Origin of the sequence: Polynucleobacter sp. 15G-AUS-farblos (assembly GCF_018882445.1) — a bacterium.
In the GTDB taxonomy this organism is placed as follows: domain Bacteria; phylum Pseudomonadota; class Gammaproteobacteria; order Burkholderiales; family Burkholderiaceae; genus Polynucleobacter.
Genome location: NZ_JACVOM010000003.1, coordinates 121,412 through 136,433 on the forward strand (window position 1 = coordinate 121,412; position 15,022 = coordinate 136,433).

The window sequence follows — 15,022 nt, forward strand, 5'->3', positions numbered from 1 at the left end:
CAAGCAGAGTCTATGAGCCTATCTGAACAAAGGTGGATCGATGCCCATCCGATTGTGCGTTTTAGCATTCATGAAAAATATGCGCCTTACCTTCATCAAGGTAAAGATCAAAATGACATGGGTATTTTTAGGGCGCTACTATCGCTCCTTGAAAAGAGAACGCAGCAGGTATTTGTTCCAGCCTGGAGAAAGACAGATCAAGAGGGACTACAGCAATTAGCTAATGGCGAAGTAGATTTCATCATTGACCCGCCAGCAGATGAAGCATTTTTACGATTTGGCTCGCTTTCAGAGGCAATCTTCTGGGGGCATGACGCCGTACTGACAAAAACCTCAGAGTCTGAGCAATTACTACATCCATCCAAAGTCGCTTATTTTGAACGTGGCTTTGAAAATCCCCCAAGTCAAAATCAACAGAGTGCTCTGACATCCAGTCATACAGACAAATTATTAGCTGACCTATTAAATAACAACATACAGGGGCTTGTTATGCCCATCAGGCTTGCACATCATCTGATTGCTCAGATGGGTGATGGCAAGATTCAAGTAGATGGCCTCTATAACAGAGACCCCTTTCCTTATCGCTGGTTGATTGGACATCAAGATGCACCACTTCATGATGTACTAGGTGGTTTTTTAAACTCTTTAGACCCGATCGAATCACGGCAGTTGTTCTCACTAGACTCGAGCTCACTGGAGCCTCAAGTCTCTCCCATGAGGACTTCACTTCCATGGAGCATCAGCTTGGCACTACTAATTGCTGGGGCTATATTGATGTGGCACTTTCATCGCAAGCAGTCGATTCAAGAACAAGAAACTGCCATGCTGATCTCATCCAAAGAAAATGCGGAGAAAGCCAATGCAGCCAAGTCTGCTTTTCTGGCTACGATGAGCCATGAAATTCGGACACCCATGAATGCCATTCTCGGGGTTCAAGAGTTACTCCTGACCAGTCAACAATTTCCTTCAAGTGAAAAGCCCTTATTACGCAGCGCGCATGCCTCTGCAGAATCGCTCCTGGGCATTCTGAATCAAGTCTTAGATCTTTCAAAAATTGAGGCAGGCAAACTCACACTGCATCTAGAACCATATAACCTCAATACCTTGATTGATGAGATTGATTCAGCATTCTCTACAGTAGCAATCAAACATCATCTACAACTACACACCATCAAAGACCCAAAGATTGCAGAGGTCTTGATGATGGATGCATTGAGGCTACGTCAAATATTGCAAAACCTCATTAGTAATGCGATTAAATTTACCGAAAAAGGGGAGATTTACTTTTCTATCACCATCCTGGCCGACGATCACGCTGGTCAGTTGATTGAATTTAGAGTGATTGATACCGGGATTGGCATGGGCGCAGAAGAAATTGAGCTCGCCCTGCAAGCCTTTGAGCAAGTACCCAATAAGGGTGACAGTAATCTCCATGAGCAGCAGCGGGGAACGGGCCTTGGGCTAACGATCACCAATCATCTGGTCAACTCCATGAACAGCCAGCTTTTCTTTGAGAGTGCGCCTGGCTTTGGAAGTAATGTGCATTTCTCAGTTGCCTTTCCACGCACGACTATTGCAGCTAACCGCAGCAACTTTAGCTCAGAGCAATTGCCAGTCTCCAGAAAAATGCTTACTAAAAATTCTGCAGAACAAACTATTCATGCTCTCGTTGTAGAAGATCACCCTGCTAGCCGACAGATCATCTCCTTACAATTACAAGCCCTGGGCATTGAAGTCTCTGTTTGTGAGTGCGCGCATGCTGCGCTTGAGCTGATTGCTCAAAAACATTTTGACTTAGTGCTAACTGATCAATCTATTCCAGGGATGCAGGGCTCTGAGCTTGCTAAATATCTGCGCTCTTGCGGTCATCGAGATCTCATCATTATTGGAGTGACCGCCGATATTTATGCGCTGGATTCACGCCATCAATTTTTAGCAGCTGGGATGAATGGCGTTCTGATCAAACCGCTTAGTCTAATGACCTTAGAAAATGAACTGTCGCGCTATTTCAAATCAGTTACCGCACCGCTTTCCGAATCTTTGGAAGAGTATTCCTTTGAGGCTTTTGCCAATCTCTTACGAAATGATCCCAAGCAGATCTTGATCCTCTTAGAGGAAATTGAGCGCGTCCATGATGAAGTACTGAGTAAGCTAGTTACCGGCACTCCTAGTGAAGTTGAATTTAAAAGTATGGTGCATCTCATTAAAGGGGGCGCCCAATTACTTCAGGCCAAGACCTTTATTGAAAAATGCCAAGCATTAGAAAAAGATGGCCCTCTCACCCCCAGAATCCAGGCCTTCAGGCAATTGCTTGAAGAGCAAAACGGCATACTACACACCTATCAATCTCGCTATCGCCACTTTTGATAAGTAGCCACTGATATTCCCTAAGGTTTATCCTATTGGGAATGCGAACTGACTATCGTCGATCTCTCAAATGGCTGATGGCTCTATCTTGGATAGGTGCATGCTTGACCGTCAATGCGGCGAGCATGAATACCATTCCCCAAGCAGTAGCTAGCAGTCTCGAACGCAATCAAATTCCAAAAGATGCGCTGAGTATTTCAGTGTTGGAGATTGAGCCACAGAAAACAGGCAAGCAGACCTCTAAAACACTGCTGAACTGGCGCGCCCAAGAGCTCATGAATCCAGCTTCTGCAATGAAGCTACTCACCACGCTCAGCGGCTTAGATATTTTGGGACCCCAATACCGTTGGCGCACCAATATCTACACCGACGGTATGGTTCGACAAGGCACCCTGAAAGGTAATCTCTATCTGCAAGGCACAGGGGATCCCAAATTGATTCCTGAAGAGCTCGCCAAGCTTATGAAAGCTTTACAGGCTTTAGGTATTCAAAAGATCGACGGCAATCTATTTTTTGATCGAAGCGCTTATGCGCCCAACGTGATGGAACACAACACCATTGATGGTGAATCCCTACGAGCCTATAACGTACCGCCAGACCCTTTGCTTTACGCCTTTAGAACGCTCTCTTTTCAGATTGGAAAGTCACGTACTGCGGATTTCATTGATATTCGTTATACCCCGGCGATGTCACAACTACAAATTGATAATCAAATGCAATTGGTTGATGGCTCATGCGACAACTGGAAAAGCAATATCCGTTTTAATTTAGATCCTGAGGGTGTTGGCATCAATAGCAGAGGTAGCAAAACTGACCCACTCCTCACCGCACAATTTTCAGGAGCGTTTCCAAGTGGATGTAAAGGGGTTAACTACAACGTGGTTGCCTTAGATGCGAACACTTTTTTAACCCAAGGATTTGCTGCCGCCTGGGAACTGGCTGGGGGTAGTTGGGTTCAGCCACCTACCGGAAAGAGTGCAACAGTTCCATTGGCAGCCAGACTCCTACTTCAATTTGAAGGTATTAATTTGGCTGATGATGTGCAAGACATCAATAAGTACTCCAACAATGTCATGGCGCGCCAACTCCTACTCACCCTGGCTTTAGAGAAGATGGGAAAGCCAGCTACTACTGCTAATGGCGACATGGTGATTCAAAGTTGGTTAAAGCAGCAAGGCTTAGATTTTCCAGGTTTAGTGATTGAAAATGGATCAGGACTCTCACGCAATGAAGCAATCTCTGCAGAGCAAATGAATCAACTGTTAGTGGCAGCTCGTAATTTGCCAGCATCAGAAGTTTTTTATAACAGCTTGCCACTTGCTGGAACAGATGGCACCATGAAAAATCGCTTGATGATTCAATTACGTAAATTTTTACATCTGAAGAAAAAACCAGAAGTCAGAATTAAGACTGGGTCACTGGCTGATGTTCGTGCGATTTCGGGTTATGTTCTAAGTAAATCCGGAAAGCTCTATGCAGTGTCTTCCTTTATCAACCATCCTAATGCCTGGAGAGGCTTAGAAGCCCATGATCAACTGCTGGCGTGGCTACTGGAAGATGGTCCCGAACCAAAGCAGGCGCGCTGAAGTCGATCTCTCACGCCATCCCATTCCTCGCCAGCTGGAGGTTCTGGGAACAAAATCAAATCCCAAGCTTGCTGATCTAAATCTCGTAAAGAACGATAGAGTCGACTCGCAAAAGCAGCGCTATCACTAGAGACAATCACCTCTTCAACATCAATTGAAGGGTGATCCTCTAAGACAAGCGAAGATTCTGAATCCCAAACAGCCACCGCAACTCTAGATTTAATATCAGGAAACTCACTGAGGGCATCAAGCACACGACCAGGCGCATAGAGACGCAAAGGTGTTGTTGGGGCGTAATGTGCCCGTAAACTACCCGAGACTCTTGGAAGCGCTGCTTCTTCCTCAGTCTTTTTTATTTCTCCAGGCTGATAAACCTGAATCCCGGTTTTTGCCAGAATCTCGCTTGGTGTGATGGCGCCTGGCCTGAGCAATACAGGCTTATCACCCGACGATAGATCAATGATGGTGGACTCAATACCCACTTCACAATCCCCACCATCTAAGACCATTAGATCTAACATGCCCTCAAATTCATTACGAACATCAGAGGCACTAGTAGGAGATACCTTGCCAAAGCGATTGGCGGAAGGACCTACTATGCCGCCCTTAAATTTACGCAACAAATCTTGTGTCATGGGATGCGCAGGTGCGCGGATGGCAACCGTGTCTTGACCACCAGTCGCCTCGCTTGGAACACTCTTATCTTTGTTAAATACCAAAGTAAGAGGACCAGGCCAGAATGCAGCTATCAGCTTTAAGGCGCTCTCAGAAATATCTCTTGCCCAGGGGGCTAATACTGAGACCCAATCAATTTGGTCTTGATCAAATTTATCAGGTGCAGCCACATGCACAATTAAGGGATGTGTTGAAGGACGGCCTTTGCTAGCAAATACTTTTTTAATGGCTTCGGGATTCTTAGCGTCTGCCCCTAAGCCATAGACAGTCTCTGTTGGAAAGGCGACTAAACCACCATCACGCAAGGTTTGTACTGCCTCATTGATCACTGCAGAGGATTGCAGTGGCGTACTTTCAGTGGACATTTCTAAGGCTCGATACCTAATTCAGTAGCAACTGCTGCGCAAGTTTGACGGGCTTCATTTAAGGCCTCGCCTAAACAATTAATATGACCCATCTTCCTACCCATGCGCGGAGCAGACTTGCCGTAGAGGTGTAACTTGGCATCTGGATGCGCCAAGACCTTATTCCAGGCTGGCTCTTTAGCTTGATCCTCATTACCTTCAAACCAAAGATCACCTAATAAATTGAGCATCGATACTGGTGCTAGTTGGCGGGTATCGCCCAATGGGAGGCGTGCCATACTTCTCACTTGTTGCTCAAACTGACTGCTGACACAAGCATCCATGGTGTAGTGCCCAGAGTTATGAGGGCGCGGCGCAATTTCATTTGCAATGATGTCGCCATTTTTGAGTACGAAGAACTCCACACAGAGCACACCAACATAATCAATTTTTCGGATTAGTGCTTTAGCTGCGTCCACAATCTTTTTTTCTTGCGCTGGCTTTAATGAAGGTGCTGGCACTGTAGAGGTATGCAAGATACCATCCCGATGAATATTTTGGGAAGCTGGATAAGCCACCACTGCATCATCGTAGCCTCGTACGACTAAGGCAGAAACCTCGAAATCCAATTCCATCCGCTTTTCCAATACGCAGGGAACTTTGCCCAATTCAGCCCAGGCTGCCGGTAATTCAGCAGCGGTATACACAGTGATTTGACCTTTGCCGTCATAACCCATGCGCGCTGTCTTCATAATTCCTGGAAATAAATCTGCGCTGACATGCGCAATATCAGCATCATGCTCAATCACGGCATAGGGCGCTGGACCAATATTGGTTTCTGCTTTCCAAGTAGCCAAGAATTTTTTCTCAGCGACGCGATTTTGCGCCAAAGATACACAACTACTACGTGGCGCTACAAATACACCCAGAGACTCGAGCTCATCTAAAGCTTGTGCTGGCACATTTTCAAACTCGGTGCTCACTGAAGCACAAAGCGATGCCATTTCTTTAAGAGCAGCTGAATCGGTGTAATCCGCTTGTATGAATTTCTCTGCAATAGCACCGGCTGGACTATCCGACCCTGGGTCTAGGACGCAGACCTTGTAACCCATCGCTTGTGCAGCTTGGGTAAACATGCGCCCTAATTGTCCACCACCTAAAATTCCTAAATACGAACCCGGCAAAATGGGTTCTAAACGATCTGCCATGTAATTAATATCCTGGCAAATTCATTGAGCGTGCAGTATCAGACTGCTTCACGCGAAACTCTTCTAAGCGCTTGGCTAATTCAGCATCATGTAGCGCTAAGCCAGCAATCACATGCAATGCGGCATTGGCTGCGCCAGCTTCACCAATTGCAAATGTCGCTACTGGAATACCTTTAGGCATTTGCACTATGGAATATAAGGAATCTTCACCGCGTAAATATTTACTAGCTACTGGTACGCCATAGACCGGAACAATTGTTTTAGAAGCGAGCATGCCAGGTAAATGGGCTGCACCACCTGCACCTGCAATGATGGCTTGTAATCCATTGGCTTGCGCCTTTTCTGCATACTGGAACATATCGTCAGGCATGCGGTGTGCTGAAAGAACTTGAGCCTCATGAGCAATACCAAATTGCTCGAGCATTTGGGCGGCGTGTTGCATCGTGTCCCAATCTGAATTGGAACCCATCACTATTCCGACTATTGGCTTCTTACTCATCACTTCTCCAAATGCCCTATGGGCTGATATCCCTTACAGACTCTATTATCCCTGAGTCAGGCGGCGGGTTACTGGGTGAGTCTTGTTAAGGCTTCACGGTACTTTTGAGCGGTTTTTTCAATCACCTCTGCTGGTAATTGGGGTGCTGGGGCTGTTTTAGGCCATAACTTCCCATTTACCATCGCTGTTTCTAACCAATCTCGGACAAATTGCTTGTCATAAGAAGGAGGATTAGATCCCACGTAATAGGTTTCTGCAGGCCAAAAGCGTGAAGAGTCTGCTGTCAGAATTTCATCCATGAGCACTAACTGACCTGCATCATCAAGACCAAACTCAAACTTCGTGTCAGCAATAATGATTCCACGAGTGGCGGCATATTCAGAAGCTTCTTTATACAAACGAATGCTCACTTCACGAATTTGATTGGCTAATTTTTCGCCGATCAACTCCACTACTTTGGCAAAGGTAATGTTTTCATCATGCTCACCAGCCTCTGCTTTTGCAGCAGGCGTAAAAATCGGCTCAGGTAATTTTTGTGCATTCTCTAAACCCTCAGGGAGAGGAATGCCACAAACCTTACCGGTTTCTTTGTAATCTTTCCAACCGCTGCCAGCTAAGTAACCACGCACAACCGCCTCAACCATGATGGGCTTTAGGCGTTTAGCGACTACCGCACGACCTTTGACTTGATCAACTTCATCCGCAGCAACGACGGTAGCTGGATCGATCCCAGTTAAGTGATTTGGAATTACTGAAGCCAATTGATCAAACCAGAAGTTCGCCATTTGATTGAGTACAACACCCTTCTCAGGAATGGGTTCACCCATCACCACATCAAATGCCGATAAGCGATCGGTAGTAATCATTAAGAGCTTGTCATCACCCAGTGCATAGACATCACGCACCTTGCCTTTGGATAACAAAGGAAGTGACTTAATCGAGGTGGCGTACAAAGCGGGCATGTTTAACTCACTTCACGATCTGAGCTAATTTGCCGCTCTTATAGAGCTCGGCCATTTTTTCCAATGGAATAGGCTTGATCTTAGAAGCTTGACCAGCTGACCCAAAAGCTTCAAAACGGGCTATACAAACTTTCTTGGCTGCTTCACGCGCTGGCTTAAGGTAATCACGCGGATCAAACTTACTTGGATTCTCAATGAAATAGCGACGAATAGCGCCAGTCATTGCCAAACGAATATCGGTATCGATGTTGATCTTACGAACACCGTTTTTGATGCCTTCTTGAATCTCTTCAACAGGAACGCCATAGGTTTCCTTCATATCGCCACCGAATTGACGAATCTCAGCGAGCAATTCTTGGGGAACGCTAGAGGAACCATGCATCACTAAATGGGTATTTGGAATACGTGCATGAATTTCTTTAATGCGATCGATTGCCAAAATATCACCTGTAGGCTTTTTACTAAACTTATAAGCTCCGTGGCTGGTACCGATCGCAATCGCCAAAGCATCGCACTGAGTTGCTCTCACAAAGTCTGCAGCCTGTTCAACGTCGGTCAACAACTGTTCACGAGTCATCGTGCCATCGGCACCGTGACCATCTTCCTTGTCGCCCTTCATAGTTTCTAAAGAACCGAGAACTCCTAACTCTGCTTCAACCGTAACGCCAATAGAGTGTGAAAACTTCACTACTTCTTTAGAGACATCAACGTTGTATTCATAGCTAGCAACGGTTTTACCGTCGCCCTCGAGTGAGCCATCCATCATCACACTGGTGAAGCCGCTCTTGATCGCAGCCATACAGACTGCAGGGCTTTGGCCATGGTCTTGGTGCATCACCACTGGAATATGAGGATAGGCTTCAACCGCAGCAGAAATTAAATGGCGTAAAAAAGCTTCACCTGCATATTTACGCGCACCAGCAGAGGCTTGCATGATCACTGGAGAATCTGCTTCATTCGCAGCTTCCATGATGGCAGTGACCTGCTCTAAGTTATTAACGTTAAAAGCAGGTAGGCCATAACCGTTTTCAGCAGCATGATCCAAGAGTTGTCGCAAAGATACTAAAGCCATGATGTTCTCTTAATAAATAAGTTAATTAAATAAATCGGTTTGTTGTCTGTTTAATATTTGATCTTTATTACTTCACATGCACAATTTTGAGGGTATTGGTTCCGCCAGGCTCGCCCATCGGCTCACCTGAAGTCAGCACGACGGTATCGCCTTTTTTCACTGCGCCCATTTTCTTTAAGCATGCTTCCACTTCTTGCAAAGCAGTATCGCGGTCCTTGGTGTAGTCCAAACCAATCGGAGTCACATTGCGATAGGTGCTTAAAGCGCGCTGTGTCGCAATCTTAGATGTCAGAGCAAAGATGGGTACGTGGATATTGTGGCGACTCATCCAAATAGCCGTAGAACCAGAGTCAGTCAAGGCTGCAATCGCATTGGCATTCAAATGATGGGCTGTAAATAAAGCGCCTAAGGCAATCGTTTGATCAATCCGCGTAAAGGTTTGGTCTAAGAAATCAGTATCTAATTTCACCCGATCTGATTTTTCTGCTTCAACACAAATTTCTGCCATTGCTTTAATGGTCTGCACTGGATACATACCTGCAGCAGATTCAGCGGAGAGCATTACAGCGTCAGTGCCATCCAAAACCGCATTGGCTACGTCGCTGACTTCAGCTCGAGTAGGCACTGGGGCATTAATCATTGACTCCATCATTTGCGTCGCAGTAATCGTAAATTTATCGGCTTCTAGTGCCCACTTAATCATGCGTTTTTGTAAAGCAGGAACTGCTGGGTTGCCGACTTCAATCGCTAAGTCGCCACGCGCCACCATAATGCCGTCACTCTCGGCGATGATGCTTTTAAGTGCCTCCGGTTGAATCGCTTCTGCGCGCTCTACTTTAGCGATCGTTTTAACTCTTCCAAGACCATACTTTGCACTAGCAGCATCAGCTAGCTTACGTGCATAAGCCATATCAGCGCCGTCTTTAGGAAAGCTAATCGCCAAGAAATCAACACCCATAGCAATCGCTGCATCTAAATCGGTAATGTCTTTTTCGGTCAGCGCTGGCGCCGTCAAGCCTCCACCAGCACGATTAATACCTTTGTTATTCGACAGTGGTCCGCCCTGTTCGACGCTGGTATAGATTTCACCACCCTTAACACTCTCAACGCGCAACACCACTAAACCGTCATTCAATAAAAGACGATCGCCAGATTTCACATCATCGGGCAATTCTTTGTAATCAAGACCAACACGCTCTTGACTACCTAGTTCGCAATTCACATCCAAAATAAATTGCTCGCCTTCTTTGAGCATAATTTTGCTGTCGGCAAATTTACCAACCCGAATTTTGGGGCCCTGCAGGTCGGCCATGATGCCAACCTCTTTACCCAATTCAGCAGAAATACTGCGCACTAAATCGTGTCGTGCTTTATGGTCAGCGATCGTGCCGTGAGAAAAGTTCATGCGCACTACATCAACACCTGCACGAATCATGTCACGAAGAACTTCTGGCTTTTCTGATGCAGGCCCTAGGGTGGCAATAATTTTGGTTGCTCGAAGCATTATTTAGTCTTTCGCTCTTTCAGCTAGTACTGCAAAGGCTGGCAAGGTTTTACCTTCTAGGAATTCTAAGAAAGCGCCGCCGCCAGTTGAGATGTAATCCACTTGATTTTCAATGCCGTATTTAGCAATTGCCGCTAAGGTATCGCCGCCACCAGCAATCGAGAATGCAGGTGAATGGGCGATCGCAGCAGCCAACATTTTGGTACCGCCGCCAAATTGGTCGATTTCAAAAACGCCTAAGGGACCGTTCCAAACAATCGTGCCTGCATGGGCAAGCATGATGGAAAGGCGTGCTGCTGTTTTAGGTCCAATATCCAAAATCATGTCATCTTCTGCGACTTGATCAGAAGCTACACGATTAGCGCGAGCTAGTGGAGATAACTCGTTGGCAACAACAACATCTTCCGGAATAGGAACATGCGCACCGCGCTTTTCCATGATCTCCATAATTTCTTTTGCTTCATTCACTAAATCTGGTTCAGCTAAGGATTTACCAATCGGCAATCCCTTGGCGAGCATGAAGGTATTCGCAATACCACCGCCAACAATTAGCTCATCCACTTTGTCAGCTAAGGCTTTCAAAATGGTCAGCTTAGAGGATACTTTTGAGCCAGCCACAATCGCTACTAGCGGGCGCTTCGGACTTGCCAAGGCTCTGCTCAGGGCATCTAACTCTGCTGCCATCAATGGACCAGCACAAGCAATAGGAGCAAATTTTGCAACGCCGTGTGTGGTTGCTTCTGCACGGTGCGCGGTACCAAAAGCATCATTGACATAAACATCACAGAGAGCAGCAATCTTTTTGGCTAACTCATCGTTATTTTTTTTCTCACCGACATTTAAGCGGCAATTTTCTAGAAGCACTATTTCACCAGGCTTCACTTCAAATCCACCTTCCACCCAATTACTAATGAGAGGTACTTTGCGATTAAGCAAAGAAGCAATGCGATCAGCTACCGGAGCCAAACTATCTTCTGGCTTAAATTCCCCTTCCGTTGGGCGACCCAAATGGGAGGTCATCATGACTGCCGCACCGGCATCCAAACACATTTGGACTGCTGGCATCGAGGCCCGTATGCGGGTGTCCTCAGTAATATTCCCTGCATCATCTTGGGGAACATTGAGGTCAGCGCGGATCAGGACCCGTTTTCCCTTTAAAAGGCCTGATTGGGCCAATTCACTTAAACGTTTAACTTTAAATAATGATTCCGGCATGTTTTTTGTCAAAAATAAGGTAATAAAGGGGTTTAGGATCGATTCTTATGAGTACTCCATTCTAAATGTTTCGGGACAGCCACCCCAAAGGATCCCCACGAAGAATTAGCCTGCCTGCTCTACAATAGTGGCTTGGACGCATTCTGAGCTAGAGGCCTAAAACCGGCTGGCCGGGCGCCCCAGATATACCCTATTCAATAGATACTAAAAAGGTAGAGAAAATGTCGATGTCCGACCGCGATGGTTTTATTTGGTCCGATGGGAAGCTAGTTCCTTGGCGCGAGGCCAATATTCATGTGCTGACCCATAGCCTGCACTACGGAATGGGCGTTTTTGAGGGTATCCGCGCCTACAAGACCCCTCAGGGAACAGCCATTTTCCGCCTCCCAGAGCACGTCAAGCGCCTATTTAACGGCACCAAGATCTTCCAAATGAATATGCCCTATAGCCCAGAGGTGATCACCAAAGCCATTATTGATGTGGTGAACAGCAATGAGCTCGAAGCTTGCTATATCCGCCCAATTATCTTTATTGGCTCTGAAAAGCTCGGCATCTCACCAAAGGGCAACACCATCCATACGGCAGTAGCTGCTTGGCAATGGGGTGCTTATCTAGGAGAAGACGGCATCAACAAGGGCATTCGCGTCAAGACTTCCTCATTTACACGTCATTTTGTGAACTCCTCATTGGTTCGCGCTAAGGCATCTGGCTACTACATCAATTCCATTCTGGCTAATCAAGAAGTGACAGCGAACGGTTACGACGAAGCGCTCTTACTCGATACCGAAGGTTATGTTTCTGAAGGTTCTGGCGAGAACATCTTCATGGTGAGCGATGGCATTGTGTACACACCAGACTTAGCTTCCTGCTTGGATGGCATTACGCGTGACTCCATTATTGAGATCGTGAAAGACCTCGGCCTTGAGTTGCGCGAGAAGCGTATTACTCGTGATGAGATCTATTCTGCTGATGAAGCTTTCTTTACTGGCACTGCTGCCGAAGTAACTCCAATTCGTGAACTTGATGATCGCGCCATTGGTGACGGTAAGCGTGGTCCAATCACCGAGAAAATTCAGAAGACTTATTTTGATGCGGTATATGGTAGAAACGATAAGTACAAATCGTGGCTTACCTACGTCAAGTAATAAATCAGGAATCAGAACATGACTCAAGCTCAAGTAGTGATGGTGGATGGCAAAGACTTGCCATTACACTGCCCCACCAATAAGACTCCAGCATGGAATTCTCATCCGCGCGTGTTTCTGGATATCACTGAAACCGGTGAAGCGAAGTGTCCTTATTGCGGGACTGAGTACAAGCTGATTCCTGGCACTGAGCCGCACGGACACTAAACCAGATCAGCGCTCCAGATCAAAAATGGAGTGCTGAATCGGGATACAACCCATGCCAGGTATTCTGATCATCGCCCCAAACTGGATTGGGGATGCTGTCATGACGCAGCCTTTACTGGCCAGCATCAAAACACTATATCCAGACTCTACCATTGATGTTCTTGCTAGCACTTGGGTTGCCCCCATCTATCGCGCCTGTTCCGAAGTCAATGAAGTGATTGATGCCAAGTTTGAGCACAAACAGCTGCAGTGGGGTTTACGTAAGCAACTAGCAAAACACATCGCAGCAAAACAATATCAAGCCTGCTTTGTTCTTCCTAATAGCTTCAAGTCGGCACTCATACCTTGGCTCGCTAATATTCCACTCCGAATTGGCTATCGCGGAGAAATGCGCTTTGGCTTGATTAATGTCTCCTTGGATAACCCAAGTAAATTGGATCGGCCACCGATGGTGGAGCACTATCTTGCATTAAGCAATCTTTTGAATGATGCAGAGCAAAGCATTCATCAGGCGATCACTCCGCATCTCAATGTTTCGCAGAGCGCAAGACAATCAGTTGGGACAAAACTCAAAACTACCAATATCAATTTATCAGAGCCAAACGTCGCTATTTATATCATGTGCCCTGGCGCTGAATACGGAGTCACTAAGCGTTGGCCTAAAGAGCACTTTGCTGCTCTCGCTAAGGAATTGATTTCTAGCGATCCAAGCTGTCAGATCATTCTTCTAGGTGGCCAAGGAGATCAATCGCTTGGGCAAGAGATCACTTCTCAAACAGAGCATGCCTCCAATATTCATAATTGGTGTGGAAGCACCTCTTTAGATGAGGCGATTGCCCTGATTGGGATGAGTAAGGCAGTGATTAGCAATGATTCTGGCTTGATGCACGTTGCAGCCGCTCTCAAAGTCCCGCAAGTTGCTATCTTTGGCTCAAGTGATCCATCCCATACGCCGCCACTGTCAGATAAGGCAAAAGTCATTTGGCTTAATCTGCCTTGCAGCCCATGTCATAAAAGAGAATGTCCTCTTGGTCACTTAAAGTGCTTAAAAGACATCCTGCCGCAACAAGTTTTGGCTACACTCCATAGATTGCAGTCGTAATCTCAACCCAAATCCTATCCATGACAAAACTGGCCAGACTTTTTCATAATGCAGATGATGTAGTCGACGCTTGGCGTGATGCCTTAAAACATCGCGACGTGCAAGGCGCCCTCGATATTTGGCTGGATGATGATTCGATTACTTGCGTTCTTCCTGAAGGGCATCGTCTAAGTGGTCATGCAGAGATCCGTCAGGGCCTAGAAAGACTACTCTCGAAACAACCTTTATTTTTAGAACCGATTGCTTGTATTAGTCACACCATTTTGGGTGCTGCTATTTATGACACGACGGAAGCAGTACATCTAAGAGCAGACCAAGTTGAAGCAGAGTTTTTTCTGAACATTACCTTGGTCTTATTACAAGACAGCCAAGGTTGGCGCATCGCACATCTACATGCAAGCCGCTCAACCGAAGATACTTTTGATGCGCCCTCTACCCCGCACGGCTTGCATTAATAAGTCACTCTTCAATACTTCACCCTCCAAAATTTCTTACTATGGATGATCAAGTCATTCGGTCACTAACGAAGTGGCCCAATGTGCCTGCCTGCTATGGCTGGCTGGCTTTAGATCGCCGTGGTCAATGGCGTATGCGTGATGAATTTGTTCAGCAAAATAACTTGCCTGGCACAGTCATTGTGCATCAAGCTTTAAATGAATTCATCTCCAGAAACTATGCCTGCGATACAGAAGGTAGATACTTTTTTCAGAATGGTCCACAGCGGGTTTTTATCACTCTGGATGCTGCGCCTTGGATAGTCAGAATGATTCCGGGCGATCAGGAAACAAAGCTATTGACTCAGTGTCAAAGCCCAATCGAACCTAGCGCGGCATTAAGTGATGAGAATGGCAATATTTATATTGTTGGCAAGATTTCTCAAGTGGTTTATGAGAATGTAAATCAAGCGACACAAACAACATTTAACACTCAAGAAAAAGAAAGTGTTGCGCTCTTACACGATCATGATCTGGAAATATTTTCAGAGCTAGCGACCCTCAAGGAGGAAGCCTGTAGTTTTGGAGGTTCTTGGAATTGGCATGGCAAGCAACTGCCTTTAGATCCTATTCATTCTTCAGAATTAGCGAGTCGCTTTCATTACGTAGCAAAGCCTAGTGCTTAGTCAAAGATTGATCTAA

The 15,022-nt window shown here is 46.2% G+C and carries 14 protein-coding genes; 7 read left to right on the forward strand and 7 right to left on the reverse strand.

The annotated features are described in order from the left end of the window. Positions 1-12 precede the first annotated feature (12 nt). Together ICN41_RS05655 and ICN41_RS05660 are read left to right on the forward strand one after the other, a co-directional pair. On the forward strand, positions 13-2,367 hold the full coding sequence (locus tag ICN41_RS05655; RefSeq protein ID WP_255537914.1) for an ATP-binding protein: 2,355 nt from the start codon (positions 13-15) through the stop codon (positions 2,365-2,367). Between the two features lie 125 nt (positions 2,368-2,492). Then, positions 2,493-3,953, forward strand: a complete 1,461-nt coding sequence (locus tag ICN41_RS05660) for a D-alanyl-D-alanine carboxypeptidase/D-alanyl-D-alanine-endopeptidase (protein ID WP_255537915.1) — start codon at positions 2,493-2,495, stop codon at positions 3,951-3,953. On the opposite strand, the gene ICN41_RS05665 is transcribed toward ICN41_RS05660, so the two are convergent. The 7 genes from ICN41_RS05665 to ICN41_RS05695 form a co-directional block, all read right to left on the reverse strand. Further along, complete coding sequence (locus ICN41_RS05665) at positions 3,899-4,993, reverse strand: L-threonylcarbamoyladenylate synthase (protein ID WP_216291866.1); 1,095 nt, start codon at positions 4,991-4,993, stop codon at positions 3,899-3,901. The two genes, ICN41_RS05660 and ICN41_RS05665, sit on opposite strands and share 55 nt — an antisense overlap. A 2-nt stretch (positions 4,994-4,995) precedes the next feature. Then, positions 4,996-6,180 carry a 5-(carboxyamino)imidazole ribonucleotide synthase gene (locus ICN41_RS05670; RefSeq protein ID WP_216291868.1) on the reverse strand — a complete coding sequence of 395 codons (1,185 nt, stop codon included), beginning with the start codon at positions 6,178-6,180 and terminating at the stop codon, positions 4,996-4,998. Positions 6,181-6,184: 4 nt separating this feature from the next. Beyond that, on the reverse strand, positions 6,185-6,679 hold the full coding sequence (purE, locus tag ICN41_RS05675; RefSeq protein ID WP_216291870.1) for a 5-(carboxyamino)imidazole ribonucleotide mutase: 495 nt from the start codon (positions 6,677-6,679) through the stop codon (positions 6,185-6,187). Positions 6,680-6,747: 68 nt separating this feature from the next. After that, entirely contained in the window at positions 6,748-7,641 is an 894-nt protein-coding gene (locus ICN41_RS05680; RefSeq protein WP_216291871.1) for a phosphoribosylaminoimidazolesuccinocarboxamide synthase, read from the reverse strand. 7 nt (positions 7,642-7,648) lie between these two features. Continuing rightward, a complete protein-coding gene (gene fba / locus ICN41_RS05685) occupies positions 7,649-8,713 on the reverse strand; it encodes a class II fructose-bisphosphate aldolase (protein WP_216291873.1) in 1,065 nt (354 codons plus the stop codon). A 67-nt stretch (positions 8,714-8,780) separates the two neighbouring features. Then, entirely contained in the window at positions 8,781-10,217 is a 1,437-nt protein-coding gene (pyk, locus tag ICN41_RS05690) for a pyruvate kinase (RefSeq protein WP_216291875.1), read from the reverse strand. A gap of 3 nt (positions 10,218-10,220) precedes the next feature. Beyond that, entirely contained in the window at positions 10,221-11,432 is a 1,212-nt protein-coding gene (locus tag ICN41_RS05695; protein ID WP_216291877.1) for a phosphoglycerate kinase, read from the reverse strand. Between the two features lie 221 nt (positions 11,433-11,653). Between ICN41_RS05695 and ICN41_RS05700 the strand changes: the two genes are divergently transcribed. From ICN41_RS05700 to ICN41_RS05720, 5 genes are read left to right on the forward strand one after another with little or no spacing between them, the layout of a single operon-like run. After that, positions 11,654-12,577 carry a branched-chain amino acid transaminase gene (locus tag ICN41_RS05700; protein WP_216291878.1) on the forward strand — a complete coding sequence of 308 codons (924 nt, stop codon included), beginning with the start codon at positions 11,654-11,656 and terminating at the stop codon, positions 12,575-12,577. Positions 12,578-12,595: 18 nt separating this feature from the next. Beyond that, positions 12,596-12,784, forward strand: a complete 189-nt coding sequence (locus tag ICN41_RS05705; RefSeq protein ID WP_072582777.1) for a zinc-finger domain-containing protein — start codon at positions 12,596-12,598, stop codon at positions 12,782-12,784. 52 nt (positions 12,785-12,836) lie between these two features. Then, positions 12,837-13,886 carry a lipopolysaccharide heptosyltransferase II gene (waaF, locus tag ICN41_RS05710; protein WP_216291880.1) on the forward strand — a complete coding sequence of 350 codons (1,050 nt, stop codon included), beginning with the start codon at positions 12,837-12,839 and terminating at the stop codon, positions 13,884-13,886. A 20-nt stretch (positions 13,887-13,906) separates the two neighbouring features. Further along, positions 13,907-14,341, forward strand: coding sequence for a nuclear transport factor 2 family protein (locus tag ICN41_RS05715; RefSeq protein WP_216291882.1), 435 nt, complete (start codon positions 13,907-13,909; stop codon positions 14,339-14,341). A gap of 41 nt (positions 14,342-14,382) precedes the next feature. Beyond that, on the forward strand, positions 14,383-15,006 hold the full coding sequence (locus ICN41_RS05720) for a DUF2946 family protein (protein ID WP_216291883.1): 624 nt from the start codon (positions 14,383-14,385) through the stop codon (positions 15,004-15,006). Positions 15,007-15,022 lie beyond the last annotated feature (16 nt).

Excerpts from the sequence above, each read along its gene's own strand:
- ICN41_RS05655 (WP_255537914.1), top strand. The coding sequence starts at position 13 with ATGAGCCTATCTGAACAAAGGTGGATCGATGCCCATCCGATTGTGCGT.
- ICN41_RS05660 (WP_255537915.1), top strand. The coding sequence starts at position 2,493 with ATGAATACCATTCCCCAAGCAGTAGCTAGCAGTCTCGAACGCAATCAA.
- ICN41_RS05665 (WP_216291866.1), bottom strand. The coding sequence starts at position 4,993 with ATGTCCACTGAAAGTACGCCACTGCAATCCTCTGCAGTGATCAATGAG.
- ICN41_RS05670 (WP_216291868.1), bottom strand. The coding sequence starts at position 6,180 with ATGGCAGATCGTTTAGAACCCATTTTGCCGGGTTCGTATTTAGGAATT.
- purE (WP_216291870.1), bottom strand. The coding sequence starts at position 6,679 with ATGAGTAAGAAGCCAATAGTCGGAATAGTGATGGGTTCCAATTCAGAT.
- ICN41_RS05680 (WP_216291871.1), bottom strand. The coding sequence starts at position 7,641 with ATGCCCGCTTTGTACGCCACCTCGATTAAGTCACTTCCTTTGTTATCC.
- fba (WP_216291873.1), bottom strand. The coding sequence starts at position 8,713 with ATGGCTTTAGTATCTTTGCGACAACTCTTGGATCATGCTGCTGAAAAC.
- pyk (WP_216291875.1), bottom strand. The coding sequence starts at position 10,217 with ATGCTTCGAGCAACCAAAATTATTGCCACCCTAGGGCCTGCATCAGAA.
- ICN41_RS05695 (WP_216291877.1), bottom strand. The coding sequence starts at position 11,432 with ATGCCGGAATCATTATTTAAAGTTAAACGTTTAAGTGAATTGGCCCAA.
- ICN41_RS05700 (WP_216291878.1), top strand. The coding sequence starts at position 11,654 with ATGTCGATGTCCGACCGCGATGGTTTTATTTGGTCCGATGGGAAGCTA.
- ICN41_RS05705 (WP_072582777.1), top strand. The coding sequence starts at position 12,596 with ATGACTCAAGCTCAAGTAGTGATGGTGGATGGCAAAGACTTGCCATTA.
- waaF (WP_216291880.1), top strand. The coding sequence starts at position 12,837 with ATGCCAGGTATTCTGATCATCGCCCCAAACTGGATTGGGGATGCTGTC.
- ICN41_RS05715 (WP_216291882.1), top strand. The coding sequence starts at position 13,907 with ATGACAAAACTGGCCAGACTTTTTCATAATGCAGATGATGTAGTCGAC.
- ICN41_RS05720 (WP_216291883.1), top strand. The coding sequence starts at position 14,383 with ATGGATGATCAAGTCATTCGGTCACTAACGAAGTGGCCCAATGTGCCT.